Here is a 15,129-nt window from a genome sequence, read left to right as displayed (position 1 = left end):
TTCCGTCGAGGCCAATCGGACGAAAGTGGACCGCACGCCATGGCCGAATGGACCTCAGCGGTCGGTGCCGCTCAGCTCGCCCGCCTCATCACCTCGCAGCAGGAGCGGACCTCCGTACCGGGCGCCCGCAAGCCGCCCGCCTACCGCTCCCTCGCCGACGGCATCCGGCTGCTCGTCCTGGAGGGCCGTGTCCCGGTCGCCGCCCGGCTCCCCGCCGAGCGCGAACTCGCCGTCGCCCTGTCCCTCAGCCGCACCACCGTCGCCGCCGCCTACGAGGCCCTGCGCGGGGAGGGCTTCCTGGAATCCCGCCGCGGCGCCGGCAGCTGGACCTCCGTCCCGGCCGGCAACCCGCTGCCCGCCCGGGGCCTGGAGCCGCTGCCGCCCGAGTCCCTCGGCTCGATGATCGACCTCGGATGCGCCGCCCTCCCCGCCCCCGAGCCCTGGCTGACCAGGGCCGTCCAGGGCGCCCTGGAGGAACTGCCGCCGTACGCGCACACTCACGGGGACTATCCGGCGGGCCTGCCGGCGCTGCGCCGGATGCTCGCCGACCGCTACACCGAGCAGGGCATCCCCACCATGCCCGAGCAGATCATGGTGACCACCGGGGCCATGGGTGCCATCGACGCCATCTGCAGCCTGTTCGCCGGGCGCGGCGAGCGGATCGCCGTCGAGTCCCCTTCCTACGCCAACATCCTCCAGCTCATGCGCGCCGCCGGGGTCCGCCTCGTACCGGTCGCGATGGGCGACGGACTGTCGGGCTGGGACATGGACGTCTGGCGCCAGGTCCTGCGCGACTCGGCCCCGCGCCTCGCCTACGTGGTGGCCGACTTCCACAACCCCACCGGAGCCCTCGCCTCCGATGAGCAGCGACGCGCGATGGTCGAGGCGGCCCGTTCCGCGGGCACCGTCCTCGTCGCCGACGAGACCATGCTCGAACTCCAGCTGGACCCGGACCTGGAGATGCCCCGCCCGGTCTGCTCCTTCGACCCGGCCGGCAGCACCGTGATCACCGTCGGCTCCGCCAGCAAGGCCTTCTGGGCGGGCATGCGGATCGGCTGGGTCCGCGCGGCCCCCGACGTCATCCGCAGCCTGGTCGCGGCCCGCGCGTACGCCGACCTCGGCACGCCGGTGCTGGAACAGCTCGCGGTGAACTGGCTGATGCGGACCGGCGGCTGGCAGGAGGCGGTGGAGATCCGCAGGCAGCAGGCCCGGGAGAACCGTGACGCACTGGTCGCGGCGGTCCGGCGGGAGCTCCCGGAGTGGGAGTTCGAGGTCCCGGCGGGCGGTCTGACGCTGTGGGCCCGCGCGGGCGGCCTGTCCGGCTCCCGCCTGGCCGAGGTGGGCGAGCGGGTCGGCGTAAGGGTCCCCTCGGGTCCGAGGTTCGGCGTGGACGGGGCCTTCGAGGGCTACGTCCGGCTGCCGTTCACGGTGGGCGGACCGGTGGCGGAGGAAGCCGCCGGCCGCCTGGCGGCGGCAGCGACCCTGGTCGGCAAGGGCGCGGGCGACAGCGGCGCCGAACCCCCCCGCACGTTCGTGGCGTAACGCCCCGGCGGCCGAGGGGGACAGGGCGGGGTGTGGTCAGCGACGTAGAACGTGATGTGTTGGCGCGGCATCGCCCCGCGCCCGCGGAGCGAGGGCCAGGGCGCCATTAACCATGAGTCCCGGACCAAACCCCGGTCAGGCCCCGGCCTGGCCTCGGCCCCGGCCTGGCCCCGGCCTCGGCCCCGGCCTGGCCCCGGCCTGGCCTCGGTCCCGGCCTGGCCTCGGCCCCGGTCAGGCCCCGACCCGCCCGGCCAGGGCCCAGAACACCGCCCGGCCCACCGCCAGGGCCCCCGCACCGCCCGGCCAGGGCTACCGCTCCGGCGCGTCCAGCGCCGCCGCACCCACCGCCTCGGCCAAGCCCGTCCCCGGCGCCTGCTGCCGCTCCGGCAGGAGTTCCAGTACGGCCTGCCGGTGCGCCGGATGCGTGGCCTCGTCGTACGGGTCCGGGGTCGCCGGCACCTGGAGCCGGTGCACCGGCCCCGTGCCGAGCCGCGCGTACCCCCGCCCCGGCGGCACGAGCGTCGTCGGCGTGGTGTGCGGCGGCAGCCCCAGCACGTCGGTGATCTGCTGGATCGAGGCGGCCCCGAGCACGATCCGCGCACGCGTGTGCTGCCACACGGCGTCGTGCAGCAGCTCCAGGTGGTCGAACGGCTCGGCCACGGCCACCGTGACGTGCGCGGGCCGCCCGTGCCGAAGCGGCACCTGGAGGTGGGTCATGGGGTCCGGCCCGCCCTCGGCCACCGCGAGGTGCGCGAGCACGCTCGGCTGGTCCAGCAGGATCCACAGCGGGCGCCGGGTGTCCTCCGGAGCGGGCCGGCCGGCCTCGCGGGCCCGGTGGGTGGCGATGAGCCGGCGTTCGGTCTCCTGCGCGGCCCACTCCAGGGTGGCCACCGCGCCGACCGGCCCGCACTCCACCGCGAGGACGCCCGCCCGGCCGGACAGGCACGCGTACTCGCCGCTGCCGCCGCCGTCGACGATCAGGACGTCGCCGCCGTGCCGCAGGGCCTGCAGCGCGAGGGAGCGGAGCAGGGTGGAGGTGCCGCTGCCGGGCTGGCCGACCGCGAGCAGGTGGGGCTCGGTGGAGCGGGGGCCGGTGCGCCAGACGACCGGCGGGACGTCGCGGGGCCGCTCGCCCTCCAGTACGGGCAGGGTGCGCTGCACGCTCCCCGAGTCGGTGAAGCCGAGCACGCTCTCGCCCGGGGAAGTGACGAACGGCTGGGCGGCGATGCCCGTCGGCAGCGCCGCCAGCACGCTCAGGTCGAGCTGGTTGCCCTCCTCGTCCCAGTCGAAGAGATACTCCCGTCCGCGTCCGGACTTTGCGTGCAGCAGTGCCTCGATCCGGGCCCGTGAGGCGGCCTCGCCGTCGGTGAAGTAGGCCGGGTAGCGGATGTGGAGCCGGGTGAGCCGGCCCGCCTCGTCGAACTCGTAGCCGCTGAAGGCCTTGTCCCACTCCCCGCCGTGGGCGAAGAGCGGACTGGGGTCCTCCGGGATGGAGAAGTACGGCACGAGGGCTTCGTAGAGGGAGCCGAGTCGTTCGGCCTCGGCATCGCTGGGTCCGGTCTTCACCGGGGTGCGGTCGCGCCCGTGCCAGGCCGCCGCCGCCATGAGGGTCATCAGGGCGAGGAGCGGGCCGTAGGGGACGAGTGCGACCACGAGGACGCAGGCGGCACCCAGGAACAGGGCGGGACCGCGCTTGTCCTTGGGGGTCTCGGACCATCTGCGCCGCCCGGCCGCGGCCAGGATGCGCAGGCCGCGTCCGATGACGAGGAGCGGATGGAGGACGTCCGTGGCACTGTCGGCGGCCGTGCGAGCGAAGTCGCGGCCCCGGGCCAGCGACGCGGTGCCGCTGCTGAGAATGCGGGGAAGTGGGCGCCGGGCCACGGGCGTCTCCTGGAGTTGTGGTCGTGAGAGGTGTTCCGGGTGGGGCTGGAGTTCCTGCTCGGGGGGCCGCTAGAGCTTGATCCCGCCGAGCAGGCTCGCGAGGCTCGCGGTGCTCGCCGTGATGCTCGGGGCGATGGCGGAGCCGGCGAGGAAGAAGCCGAAGAGCGAGCAGACGAACGCGTGCGTCAGCTTCATCCCGTCCTTCTTGAAGAACAGGAAGCAGATGATGCCGAGCAGGACCACGCCTGAGATGGACAGGACCATGAGAGGTTCTCCTGGTTGGTGGGGACAGTCACCATCAGTTGTTCCAGGCTCACAGGAAGTATCAATGCGAAAAAAGGTGCATACGGGTGAATCAAGGGGTTTTTCACTTGACCGGCTCAGCCCGGCTGGCGCGCCCGCCGGACAGGGGTCCTGGGTGATCCAACCCTCGGACCGGCCCGGACATGCGCAGGCCAGGGCGCTACTCTGACGATTCACCCGTACGGACGCAGTGCGGTGCACCCCCCTGCCCGCACGGCCTGGGGAAGCTTCATGCCAGCAGCGAGTGAAAGGCGGTACGCACGATGAGCGAGCACCCCGAAGGCACCTCTCCGGAAGGCCCCGACGAGGACGTCATCGAGCTGGCGACCAAGATCTTCGATCTCGCCCGCCAGGGTGACAGCGCCCGGCTCGCCGCGTACCTCGACGCCGGGGTCCCGGCGAACCTCACCAACGACCGCGGCGACACCCTCGTCATGCTCGCGGCCTACCACGGCCACGCGGACACCGTCACGGCCCTGCTGGCCCGCGGCGCCGAGGCCGACCGTGCCAACGACCGCGGCCAGACCCCGCTCGCCGGCGCGGTCTTCAAGGGCGAGGAGGCGGTGATCCGCGCGCTGCTCGCCGGAGGGGCCGACCCGAACGCCGGAACCCCCTCCGCGGTGGACACGGCGCGCATGTTCGCCAAGGCCGACCTGCTGGAACTCTTCGGAGCCCAGTAATCCGCTTTTTGCCGGGCAGGGACCGGCGCGGAGCTCACAGGTTGGTCACGGCGGCCGTAAATGTGGTCGCGGTGCACAAACCGGCTGGGCCATCATGGCGTCGGATTCGATTCGCGAGCACGGGGGACGGGCAGACGGCCAGGACACGAAAAGTGCCCGGGCCCGGTCCGGCCACCCCTTGATCACGAACCACCGACGAGAGTGAGAAGGCAATGGTCTACATCGAGCGGAACAAGACGGCGGACGTCCTCACATGCTGTTACGCGGCCCTGTGAATCCCGATTCCCGGTTGCGTCCCCAGCTTGATTTGAGGCCATTCCCATGTTCGAACCAGTCATAGCGCCGAGCGGTACCCTGCTCGGCCTCCTCCAGCGGGGCCGTGGCGACGGCACGCTGCACGCACTCGCGGCGCCCAGGGCGGAGGCCCTCGCGGCCCTCAACCAGTGCGTGCTCCGTGATCCGCGCCAGGACTGGCAGGTCGAGAACCGCTCGCTGTACTACGCCAGGCTCTACCTGGACCTCGACGGCCCCCTCGGCGAGATCGAGAGCCACCTCTTCAGCGCCGACGACCTCGTCGACGACACGGACCACCGCACGGGCCTCGCCCTGTCCGTACTGGGCCACCTGGCCTCGTACGAACGCGACGACGCACTCATGCTGCTGCGCCGCTACGCCGCGTCCGGAGCCAACTGGGCCTGGGCCCTCGACGAGCTCGCCCTGCGCGACGACGACGAGGGGCTGCGGTCACTGGCCGCACCCGTCCTCGCCCGCTTCCCCGCCACGGCGGAGGGCGAGGCGCGGCTGGCCGCCGCCGTCCGCGACGCCTACGAGCCCCGGCCGTGGTGTCTGTGGGAGGAGTCCCCGCTGTACGGGGAGCGCTTGAGCGCAGCCCGCCGCCAGGGCTCCTTCGACCGCTGGCAGCGCCAGCTGACCCCGAGCGGACCCCGCCCCGGCTGGGGCGTCCAGGCCGTCTTCGAGTGGGCTGCCGACGGCCTGCGCCGCGGCACCCCGCTGCACGTGCCCGCCGCCCGCTGCCTGGCCGCCGTGGCCCAGCCCGAGGACCGCTCCGCGATCCTCGCGGCCGCCGCCGGCGCCGACGGCGAGGCCGCCCGGGCCACCGCCCTGCACCACCTGGTCCTCGCCGAACCGGACAACCCGGCCGTGCTGGACCTGATCGAAGCCGCCGCCGACGAGCCCGCCGTGGCCGCGTACGAGCGCATGTGCGGCCCCGGGGCCGTCGAGCGGGCCCGCCGCTGGGTGCACCGCCCCGACGCCCTCGGCGAGGCCGCCGCGGCCGTCCTGGCCGCCCGGGGCGGAGCCGAGGACGCACCCCTGGTCCTGAGCGCGCTGCGCTCCACCGTCCGCGGTTCGGGCCCCGACACGCAGCGGCTGTTCGCCCTGGTGGACGGAGCGGGCCGGCTCGCCATCGGCTGCGCGGCCCCCGTACTGCGCCACGTCTACCGCGAGACGTCCTCGTCCCACCTGCGCGGCCGCGCCGCACGGGCCCTCGCCAGCACGGACCCCTCCTTCGCCGCAGGCTTCGCCGTCGAATGCCTCTGGGACTGCGAGGAGACCACCCGCGAGGTCGCCGCACGCCACGCCGAGACGGCCGACGCCCGTGTGGCCCCCCGCCTGCGCCGCCTGGCGGCGGATCCGGCGGAGGAGGAGGACGTGCAGTCCGCCGTCCGCAGCCGCATCACCCCGGAGTCGGCCGTGTAGGCCCCCGGCAGCCGAACCCCCGCGCCCGGGCCCCGCGACGACGGAGCCCGGGCGCGCCGCGTTCCGGTCCGCCCCGGATACCCGTCCGCCCCGGCCCCCGTGACGGGACCGGGGCGGAGGGCCGTGCCACCGGGTGCGGCGCCCGGGGCGGTCAGTTCGGCGGCGAGGGAGCGTCCAACCAGAAGTCGATCTCGCAGGGCGTGACCCTCGACGTCTCCTTCACACCGGCTCCGACCCTTTGCGAGGGGTCCGTCGGCTTCCTGAAGACGAGCGTGTACCCCGGCGGGACCGTCTTGGAATTGATCTTCAAGTTGTCCAGGTCCTTCGGGGTCCGCAGCTCGGCCTCGGGGTCTGCCTGCGGACCGCGGTACCCGCCACCCTGATGCGGGCACTCCGCTGCGGCCTTCGACTCGCTCACCGCGACGCTGACCCCCTGCGCCTGCAGACTGCGCACCACTTCGGGCAGTTCACCGGCCTTGGGCAGGGGAATGCGGATGGTGCCTGCGGGCTCTCCCGCGAAATAGCCGGAGCCCGCCTTCAGCACGTCCTCCAAGCCCTCGGAGTAGTCGACGGTGCAGGACGGGACCTTGGAGGCCTCGATCACTCCGATGCCGATACTGCGGCTCTCGCCGAACGGGTAGTAGTCCGCCCAAGTGAAGGTGATCGCGTAGCCCGGTGGCACCGTCTTGGCGTCGACCTTGACGGTGAAGCCGTCAGCGGAGCGCTGCATGACCTCGGCCTCTGGGTCCGCCTGCGGCCCGCGGTAGCCCCCACCCATTTCGGAGCACTGCGATCGCGGCCGCATCGGGACCAGCACCGCCGGCACGCCCAGCTTCTTCAGTGCGTCCACGAGCGCCGGGACCTGACCGGGCTCCGGCATCCCGAACCGCAGCGCGCCGTCCGGGTCCTTCCTGATCTCGGGCGCGCCCGTGGCCGACGGGCTCGGCCCTACCGTGGGACCGTCGGCGGGCCGGGACCCGTCTCGGGTGCTCCCCGGCACGGTCATCACCGCGACGACCGCCACCGTCGCCGCGCCCACCGCGAGGGGGACGCCGTACCGCCGGGCGAAGGAGCGGGCCGGGGTCGGAGGCGGCGTCTCCGGGAGGCGGGCCAGGAGCGCCGCCTTCAGGCGGTCCTCGAAGCCGCGGGGCCTGCTGATCATCGGGCTACCTCCAGCTGGGACTCGCTCACGGGGCCCGAGGCGCGCAGGGCGCGCCGGGCACGGTGCAGGCGGACGCGGACCGTCGCCCGGGTGATGCCGAGGGCCTGCGCGGCCTCGGCCGGGGTCAGCTCGTCCACCACCACGAGGTCGAGGACGGCTCGCAGCGGCTCGGACAGGGCGGCGTGGCGCTCGGCCAGCTCCCTGAAGGCCCGCTCGGCATCGATGCGCTCCTCCAGCGCGGCCACGTCCTCGTCGTCGAGCAGGCGTCGTCCGCTCAGGCGCGCCAGCGCTCCGCTCTCCCGCGCCCTTCCGCGGGCGTGGCCGGCCAGGATGTTCCGGGCGATGCCGAACAGCCAGGCGACCGGGGCTCCCCTGTGACCCCGGTACGTGCCGGCCGAACCCATCGCCGCGAGGAAGATGTCCGCCGTCAGATCGGCCGCCAGGTGCGGATCGGCGACCCGGCGGGTGACGAACCCGAGGACGGCGTCGATGTGGTCCTCGTAGAACGCCCCGAATCCCTCGGCCGTCGTGAGATCCGGTGGGCCGGTCTCGTGTCGTGGGCTGTGCACCCGGTTCCTCCCCTGAGCCGGGGACCCGGTCGGTCCCCTCACCCGGTACTTGGCCGCAGCCCCGGAAAACGTTTCATCGGGCCCGTACGAACTTCACCGCAGTACCCGGACGGGCCTGCGCGGCCGCGTCCAGGGCAGGGCCCGGCGGGACCACGCCCACCACCGGGTAGCCGCCGGTCACCGGGTGGTCGGCCAGGAACACCACCGGCAGGCCGTCCGGGGGCACCTGGACCGCGCCCAGCACCATGCCCTCGCTCGGCAGCTCCCCGGCCCGGGCGCGGACCAGCGCGGGACCCCCCTCCGTGCGCAGACCGATCCGGTTGGAACGCGGCGACACCCGCAACGCCGAGCGCCACAGCCCGGCGAGGGACGCCCCGGTGAACCAGTCCGCCCGCGGCCCGAGCCACAGCGGGAGCAGCAGTTCCGACGGCGCCGCGGGCAGCCCGTACGCGTCCGCCCCGGACACCGGGTCCGGACCCGCGGGGCCCACCGGCAGCACCGTCCCGGCCGACAGGACCGGCGGCCCGAGGCCCGACAGCAGGTCCGTGGAGCGACTGCCCAGGACCGGCGGGACGGCCAGGCCTCCCCGCACCGCGACGTAGCCGCGCAGCCCCGACTCCGCCCGGCCCACCTCCAGCTCCGCCCCGGCCGGCAGCCGGACCGGCGCTCCCCAGGCCACCGGGCGCCCGGAGATCCGTACCGGACAGGGCGCGCCCGTGACCGCCACGACCGTCGCAGCCGCGGCGCGCAGCGACACCCCGTCGAGGGTGGTTTCCAGCACCGCCGCGCCGGGCGGGTTGCCGACCAGCCTGTTCGCCAGCGCGTACGCCGCCGTGTCCAGCGCTCCCGACCGCGGGACCCCGAGGTGCGCGTATCCGGGGCGGCCGCGGTCCTGGACCGTGGTCAGCGCCCCAGGCCGTACCACCAGCAGCCCGGTCACGCCCGCTGCTCCTGCGTGAACCGCACCCGGACCCCCGGCGCGAACAGCGCCGCCGGTTCCCGCTCCGCGTCCCAGAGCACCGCGTCGGTGGAGCCGATCAGCTGCCAGCCGCCGGGGGAGGAGCGCGGGTACACCCCGGCGTACTCGCCCGCCAGCGCCAGCGAGCCCGCCGGGACGGACGTGCGCGGAGTGTCCCGGCGCGGCAGGTGGAGGTGCTCCGGCAGCCCCGTCAGATAGCCGAAGCCCGGCGCGAAGCCGCAGAACGCCACCCGGAACCCGATGGCGCCGACGATGGCCGGCACCTCCCCGGGGGCCACCCCCCACAGCCGGGCCACCTCCGCCAGGTCCGGCCCGTCGTAGCGCACCGGGACGGTGACCAGCGGTCCCTCCTCGCGGGTGAGCGGCGCTACCTCCCAGCGCGCGATCCGGGCCCCGAGCGCGGCGGGGTCCGCCACGCCGTCCAGCAGTACGGTCCGGGCCGCGGGCACGACGTCCCGTACGGGGCCCAGCGCGCCCGCGTCCCGGCGGCGCAGCAGCTCGGCGTGGAGCGCGGCGACCTCGTCGGCCGAGTCCAGTTCGACGAGCAGCGCCTGCGCGCCCACCACCAGCGTCCTCACGCGAACGCCTCCACCCGCACCCCGGCTGCGCCCAGTGCCTCCCGCACGCGCAGCGCCAGACCGGCCGCCCCGGGGGTGTCCCCGTGCAGGCAGAGCGACCGCGCGGCCACGGGCACGGCGGAGCCGTCGGCGGCCTCCACCGTGCCCCCGGCGGCCATCCCCACGGCCCGTGCCACCACCGCGTCCGGGTCGTGCAGCACCGATCCGGGCTCCCTGCGCGGCACCAGCGTCCCGGCCGGGGTGTACGCGCGGTCGGCGAACGCCTCCGGCACCGGAGCCAGCCCCGCCTCCTCGGCGGCGGCGAGCAGGAGCGAGCCGGGCAGCCCCAGGACGGGCAGGCCACCGGTGGCCCCGGCCCCCGCCGCCAGCCGGACGCCCGCGACGACGGCGGCGGCCTGGCCGGCGTCGTGCACGGTCCGGTTGTAGAGGGCGCCGTGCGGTTTCACGTAGGACACCCGGGATCCGGCCGCCCGCGCGAACACCTCCAGCGCGCCGATCTGGTAGGCCACCTCGTCGGCGAGCTCGTCGGGCGGCACGTCCATGGCGCGCCGGCCGAAGCCCGCCAGGTCGCGGTAGGAGACCTGGGCGCCGATCCGCACACCGCGCTCGGCGGCCAGCTCGCAGACCCGGCGCATGATGGACGGGTCCCCGGCGTGGAAGCCGCAGGCGACGTTGGCGCTCGTCACCACGGAGAGCAGGGCCTCGTCGTCGGTGAGCGTCCAGCGCCCGAACCCCTCGCCGAGATCGGCGTTGAGGTCGATCACCGGAGTGGATGCGATCATGGAAGCCATGCGCCGAGCGTAGAGCAGGGGGGCCGGGGGACGATCCGGCCGAACCATGCCGTTTGGGATGTTGTCAGTAACAGGACCTAGTCTTTGTCCGTGACTCTCCCTGCCCCGGCGAAGACCCTTCCGTCCCCGGCGCCGGGCCCGGCCGCCGACGAGGGCCTGGCCCGGCGGCTGCGCGCCCTCGCCTGCACCGCCCCGCTGCACGACCTCGACGTACGCAAGGCCAATCTGGCGGGCGAGTACGGCGTCTACGCGATGGCGGAGGTCGCGCTGGCCGCGATCGACCTGGTCACGCTCAACATGGACTTCGACACGGGCGCCGACCACGAGCAGATAGTGGCCAGGCTGCTGCCGCGCGTCGCGGCCCAGGCCCCGTCGCGGCCGGCGGCCGAGCACGAGCGGGTGGCCCGCTGGGTGCTGGAGAACCTGATCAACGTCGGCAGCGTGGACCGCGGCTTCCGCGCGATCTACGGCACCTTCGGCGCCGACGGCGTCTACGTGCGCCGCGACTACGACTTCAAGCTGGTCGAAGAGGTCCCCTACGGCGGCGCGGTCTACCTGCGCACCACCGACGAGGCCGTCAACGTCCTGGTCGGCGCCCTCGACACCGACGTCACCAGCGCCCAGATCGCCGCCGAGGTCAAGCTGGAGGTGCTGATCAGCCGCGGGCGGCTGGCGGACGCCCAGCTGGCCGCCGAACAGGCCCGCTACCGGACCGTGCAGTACGCCGAGACCCTGCGCCGGACCCTGGACGCGACCCGGCGCAACGTCCGCGCGGTGGACTGGCTGCAGGCCGTCCCGGACATGATCGCCGAGGCCCTCGAGCACGTCGCCGACCGCTACCGCCACGAGAACGCGATCCTGACCAACATCCGCAGGGCGCGCGACGAGGCCGAGGAGCCGGAGAACAAGCGCCGCGCCGCCGAGCTCGTCGACATCGTCAAGGACTGCATCCGCCGCCACACCCAGCTGCAGTCCCGGCTGCTGGACGCGGGCCCGCTGTTCCGCGCCGAGCAGGATCGCCAGGCCTTCGCCGCCCCCGCGCCGCGCACCGGCATCGACCTGTACGGCCAGCTGGTCGCCCCGATCCTGCCGCTGCCCGTGGAGCAGGCGCGCCGGGTCACCGACGCTTTCTTCGCCGCCGGCGCGGGGCTGCGCACGCCCGTCTCGGTGCGGGTGGCCGACCTCGTCGAGATCCTGCTCACGCCGCCGGTGGAGCGCGAGCACCTCGGCGCGGAGATGCCGGAGCCGGACCTGATCGCCACCCCGGACGACAGCCGCTTCAGCGAGGAGCAGCTCGCCGCCGCGATGCAGCTCCTGGACCTGCCGCACGACGCCCCGCGCCGGCTGTCCGGGCTCCTCGCGGAGGCCCGCCGCAGCGACGCCGAACTGCCCTACCTGGTGGCCCTGCTGGCCGTCCACGCCGCGAGCCCGGCCGTCGGCACTGCCTACCGCCAGGGCGAGGAGCGGCTGCTCTTCGCCGTGGACGACGGCACGCAGCTCGACGACCCCGAGTTCGGCGGCGCCGACCTCATCGTCGGCACCGCCCTCCTCGACGCCGCCGGCATGGCCGCCGACCGCGCGGAGGCGTCATGACCTGCCGTGGCTGCCGTGGCTGCCGTGCCCTTGCTCCGGCCGCGCCTCGACCAGCCCCGCCGGGACCCCATCCAGCTCGGCCCGTGCTGAACCCGGCCCCGCCGCCCCCGCATCCGGCCCTGCCGGCGTTTGAGGCGCGGGGTCCGGGGCGGAGCCCCGGGAACCCCGGCTCCCGCGCCGACCGCCACCGCGCCCCGCAGCCGCACCGCACGCCCGTGCACCCTGCCCGCACGCCAGCAGAGCCGAACCGCATTCCCCGTACGCCCCCGTACGCCCCGTACGCCCCGTACGCCCCGCACCGCCGAGGAGACCCGCCCGTGAGCGACCACCACGCCGAGCACCCCGCGTGGAGCGAGCCCGACACCCCGTCGGCTCCCGTCGCGCCCGCCACCGGAGGGTCCGTGACCCCGGCGGACGCCGCCGACGCGGCCCGGCTCGTCGCCTTCGGGCTCCAGCCCAAGCTGGCCCCCGCCCGCGACGCCGAATACGCCGAACTGCTCCGCCGCTACCGCGAGGAGCCCGCCTTCGGACGCCTCGCCGACGCCGTCGCGACCGGCCTCGGCCTCGTCGTCCTGGAGGTGTCCCCGCGCGCCGGCATGGCCGTGGCCGCGGACGAGGACTCCGTCTTCGCCGTCCGGATGGGCGACTACGCCCGCCGTACCGCCGCCGACTCCGCCGACCGGTTCCTGCACGGCCTCGCCCACCTCGCCGTCGCCGCCCTCGCCTTCCCGCGCCCCGAGGACCTCGCCGACGACGGCTACATCGGCCGCATCACCGTCAACGGCGTCGACGCCTTCGTCCGGCAGACCTGCCGCCGCCTGGAGGAGCGCGCCGAGGAGCTCGGCGAGAACACCGACCCGGCCTCCGACGCCCCCGGCCTGGAGGCCGCCTGGCGCGTCTACGCCCGCCGCAGCGCGACCGGCGCCACCAAGGACGCCCGCCGCCTCGCCGGTTCCACCACCGGCATCGTCGGCAAGGCCGCCGCCTTCCTCACCGAATCCGGCTTCCTCCAGCGCACCGGGGACGAGTCCGGCGGCACCTACCGCACCACCCCCCGCTACCAGCTCCAGGTCCGCGACATGGCGGGCAGCTCGGCCATGGCCGAGCTCCTGGAACTCGGCGTGGTCCCCGTCAGCGACGGCTCCGCCACCCTCCTGCCGCCGCCCGAGGGCGACGACCTGGAGCTGGCCGCCGACGCCGGGCTGCCCTTCCACGCCTGAGTCCCGATCCCCGTAGACCCTGCCTCACCCAGACACCACGAGAGTCCGCCGCCATGTACGAGCTGTCCCGGATCCGCCTCTACTCCATCGGGCCCGCCGGCGCGCGCTACGCCGACACCGTGCTCGACCTGCGCGGGGTCGGCGAGCCGGTGCCCCACCCGGCGCCGACCCAGGCGGAGTTCTTCGAGGAGGAGCCGACCGGGCCGCCGCGCCGCCCCGCGCCCGCCGGTGTCCTCTTCCTGGAGAACGGCGGCGGCAAGTCCGTCCTCCTCAAGCTGATCTTCTCGGTGATGCTCCCCGGCCACCGCAACACCCTCGGCGGTGCCAGCTCCGGCGTCCTGCGCAAGTTCCTGCTCGCCGACGACTGCGGCCACGTGGCCCTGGAGTGGCAGCACACCCAGACCGGCGAGTGCGTGGTCGTCGGCAAGGTCAGCGAATGGCGCGGCCGGCAGGTCTCCAACGACCCCCGCAAGTTCGCCGAGGCCTGGTACTCCTTCCGCCCCGGCCCGGGGCTGAGCCTCGACAGCCTGCCCGTGGCCGAGTCCACCGCCGTGCGCCCGCCCGTCGAAGGTGCCTCCGGCGCGCAGGGCCGCCGCCGCACGATGAAGGGCTTCCGCGACGCGCTCACCGAGGCGGGCAAGGCCTACCCGCACCTCGAGGTCTGCTTCGAGGAGATCCACGACCGCTGGAACGAGCACCTCACCGAGCTCGGCCTCGACCCGGAACTCTTCCGCTACCAGCGCGAGATGAACGCCGACGAGGGCGAGGCGGCCGGGCTCTTCGCGGTCAAGAAGGACTCCGACTTCACCGACCTGCTGCTGCGCGCCGTCACCGACACCCGTGACACGGACGGCCTCGCCGACCTCGTCCACGGCTTCGGCAACAAGCTCGGCCGCCGCGCCGAGCTCATGGCCGAACGCGACTTCACCGCCGGCTCGGTGGACCTGCTCACCAAGATCGTCGAGGCCGCGGCGACCCGCTCCCGGCTGCGCGACGTCCACGCGGGCGCCGAACGCCGCACCCGCACCCTCGCCCGCCGGCTGTCCGCCCGCGCCGCCGAGGAGCGCGGCCGGGCCGCCGACCTCGCCCAGCGGGTCACCGCCGCCGCCCACGACGTCACCGCCGCCGAGTCCGCCCGCGCCCGCAGCGCGGCCGTCTCCGCCGAACTCGCCTACCGGCACGCCTCCCTGGCCCTCACCGTCGCCGACAAGGCCGCCGCCGCCCAGCGCCGCGAACTCCTCGAAGCGCGCACGCTGCACTCCGCCTGGCAGGCCGCCGAGACCGTGCTGCGCCACCGCGCCGCCGCCGACCGCTCCGCGCGCGTCGCCGCCGCGATCCTGGAGGCCGAGCGGGACGCCGCCCCGGCGCTGGCCGCCCGCGCCACGGCCGCGGGTGAACTCGTACGGGCCCTGCACACCGCCGCCGAGGAGGGCGAGCGGGTCGCCAACGAGGAGGAGGAGCGCTCCGCCGCCCTCCAGGCCACCGGCGAGGACTCCCACCGCGACGCCACCGCCGCCGCCACGGCCGCCCAGCGGGCCCGCAGCGAGGCCGAACACCTCAGGGCCAGGCTGAGCGAGGTCCAGCAGGAGACCGCCGAGGCCGTCCGCGCCGGCTGGCTCGACGACTCCGCGCCCGACGCCGACCCGGCGCGCGCCGCGCTCGCCGCAGCCGACGCCGAGAAGGCCGCCGTGGCCGCCTGGGACGAATCCCGCGAGGCGGCCCGCGCCGCCGCCGAGGCCGCCCGTGAGGCCGCCGCCGCGGAATCCCGGGCCGAGCTGACCGCCGCACGCGCCGCCGACGCCGCCGAGGCCGCCGAGGCCGCCCACGACGCCGAGCACCGCGCCGCCGGCTCCCTCGCCGCGTCCCCCCGCCTCGCCGAGCTCCTCGGGCTGCCCTCGGCCGCGGACGCCGCGGACGTGTCGCTGCCCTCGCCCCGCGCGGGCGACGGCTCCACCGGCCCGTCCGCCGCAGGCCCGGGCGCCCCCGGCGGCACACGCAAGCCGGCCGCGGTCAGCTGTCCGGTCAGCTTTCCGAGGGAGGCGTTCTTGCCGCCGACCCGGCCGATGTGTCGCTTCGGCCGAGCGCGGTGAACGGACGACGCGTCGCGTGTGT

Annotated in this window: 12 protein-coding genes and 1 pseudogene; 6 read left to right on the top strand and 7 right to left on the bottom strand. The window is 75.2% G+C overall.

Going from position 1 to position 15,129, the window contains the following annotated elements; genetic code table 11:
• Positions 1-39 precede the first annotated feature (39 nt).
• Positions 40-1,542, top strand: a complete 1,503-nt coding sequence (locus tag E6U81_RS19885; protein WP_136231461.1) for a PLP-dependent aminotransferase family protein — start codon at positions 40-42, stop codon at positions 1,540-1,542.
• 309 nt (positions 1,543-1,851) lie between these two features.
• On the opposite strand, the gene E6U81_RS19880 is transcribed toward E6U81_RS19885, so the two are convergent.
• Together E6U81_RS19880 and E6U81_RS19875 are read right to left on the bottom strand one after the other, a co-directional pair.
• Complete coding sequence (locus E6U81_RS19880) at positions 1,852-3,423, bottom strand: hypothetical protein (protein WP_136231460.1); 1,572 nt, start codon at positions 3,421-3,423, stop codon at positions 1,852-1,854.
• Positions 3,424-3,492: 69 nt separating this feature from the next.
• The gene (locus E6U81_RS19875; protein ID WP_030031218.1) at positions 3,493-3,687 is read right to left on the bottom strand and encodes a hypothetical protein; all 195 of its coding nucleotides are present in this window, start codon (positions 3,685-3,687) and stop codon (positions 3,493-3,495) included.
• 302 nt (positions 3,688-3,989) lie between these two features.
• Between E6U81_RS19875 and E6U81_RS19870 the strand changes: the two genes are divergently transcribed.
• Positions 3,990-4,406: an ankyrin repeat domain-containing protein gene (locus E6U81_RS19870; protein WP_031154880.1), complete on the top strand. Its 417-nt coding sequence runs from the start codon at positions 3,990-3,992 to the stop codon at positions 4,404-4,406.
• Between the two features lie 321 nt (positions 4,407-4,727).
• Entirely contained in the window at positions 4,728-6,125 is a 1,398-nt protein-coding gene (locus E6U81_RS19865; protein WP_136231459.1) for a HEAT repeat domain-containing protein, read from the top strand.
• A 151-nt stretch (positions 6,126-6,276) separates the two neighbouring features.
• Here E6U81_RS19865 and E6U81_RS19860 read toward each other — a convergent pair whose 3' ends face one another.
• The 5 genes from E6U81_RS19860 to E6U81_RS19840 form a co-directional block, all read right to left on the bottom strand.
• Complete coding sequence (locus E6U81_RS19860; RefSeq protein ID WP_136231458.1) at positions 6,277-7,287, bottom strand: hypothetical protein; 1,011 nt, start codon at positions 7,285-7,287, stop codon at positions 6,277-6,279.
• Entirely contained in the window at positions 7,284-7,856 is a 573-nt protein-coding gene (locus E6U81_RS19855; RefSeq protein WP_136231457.1) for an RNA polymerase sigma factor, read from the bottom strand. Before E6U81_RS19855 ends, E6U81_RS19860 begins: the two co-directional genes overlap by 4 nt.
• 73 nt (positions 7,857-7,929) lie before the next feature.
• Positions 7,930-8,796, bottom strand: coding sequence for a biotin-dependent carboxyltransferase family protein (locus tag E6U81_RS19850; RefSeq protein WP_136231456.1), 867 nt, complete (start codon positions 8,794-8,796; stop codon positions 7,930-7,932).
• Entirely contained in the window at positions 8,793-9,413 is a 621-nt protein-coding gene (locus E6U81_RS19845; protein ID WP_136231455.1) for an allophanate hydrolase subunit 1, read from the bottom strand. The genes E6U81_RS19850 and E6U81_RS19845 overlap by 4 nt, the downstream gene beginning before the upstream one ends.
• A complete protein-coding gene (locus tag E6U81_RS19840) occupies positions 9,410-10,177 on the bottom strand; it encodes a 5-oxoprolinase subunit PxpA (RefSeq protein ID WP_136231606.1) in 768 nt (255 codons plus the stop codon). The genes E6U81_RS19845 and E6U81_RS19840 overlap by 4 nt, the downstream gene beginning before the upstream one ends.
• 117 nt (positions 10,178-10,294) lie before the next feature.
• On the opposite strand from E6U81_RS19840, the gene E6U81_RS19835 reads away from it, so the two are divergent.
• The 3 genes and pseudogenes from E6U81_RS19835 to E6U81_RS19825 all read left to right on the top strand — a co-directional run.
• A complete protein-coding gene (locus E6U81_RS19835; protein ID WP_240803915.1) occupies positions 10,295-11,797 on the top strand; it encodes a hypothetical protein in 1,503 nt (500 codons plus the stop codon).
• Positions 11,798-12,114: 317 nt separating this feature from the next.
• Positions 12,115-13,017, top strand: a complete 903-nt coding sequence (locus E6U81_RS19830) for a hypothetical protein (protein ID WP_136231453.1) — start codon at positions 12,115-12,117, stop codon at positions 13,015-13,017.
• A 53-nt stretch (positions 13,018-13,070) separates the two neighbouring features.
• Positions 13,071-14,912: pseudogene (locus E6U81_RS19825) on the top strand (hypothetical protein); the annotation flags it as partial.
• Between the last annotated feature and the right edge of the window lie 217 nt (positions 14,913-15,129).

Source organism: Streptomyces sp. A0592 (assembly GCF_004795115.1).
Lineage (GTDB): Bacteria > Actinomycetota > Actinomycetes > Streptomycetales > Streptomycetaceae > Streptomyces > Streptomyces erythrochromogenes.
The sequence above is the reverse complement of the archived record's forward strand: the minus strand, read 5'-3'. Positions and strand labels throughout refer to the sequence as shown.

What these genes read in the sequence shown, in the direction of transcription:
- E6U81_RS19885 (WP_136231461.1), top strand. Translation starts at nt 40, where the DNA reads ATGGCCGAATGGACCTCAGCGGTCGGTGCCGCTCAGCTCGCCCGCCTC.
- E6U81_RS19875 (WP_030031218.1), bottom strand. Translation starts at nt 3,687, where the DNA reads ATGGTCCTGTCCATCTCAGGCGTGGTCCTGCTCGGCATCATCTGCTTC.
- E6U81_RS19870 (WP_031154880.1), top strand. Translation starts at nt 3,990, where the DNA reads ATGAGCGAGCACCCCGAAGGCACCTCTCCGGAAGGCCCCGACGAGGAC.
- E6U81_RS19865 (WP_136231459.1), top strand. Translation starts at nt 4,728, where the DNA reads ATGTTCGAACCAGTCATAGCGCCGAGCGGTACCCTGCTCGGCCTCCTC.
- E6U81_RS19860 (WP_136231458.1), bottom strand. Translation starts at nt 7,287, where the DNA reads ATGATCAGCAGGCCCCGCGGCTTCGAGGACCGCCTGAAGGCGGCGCTC.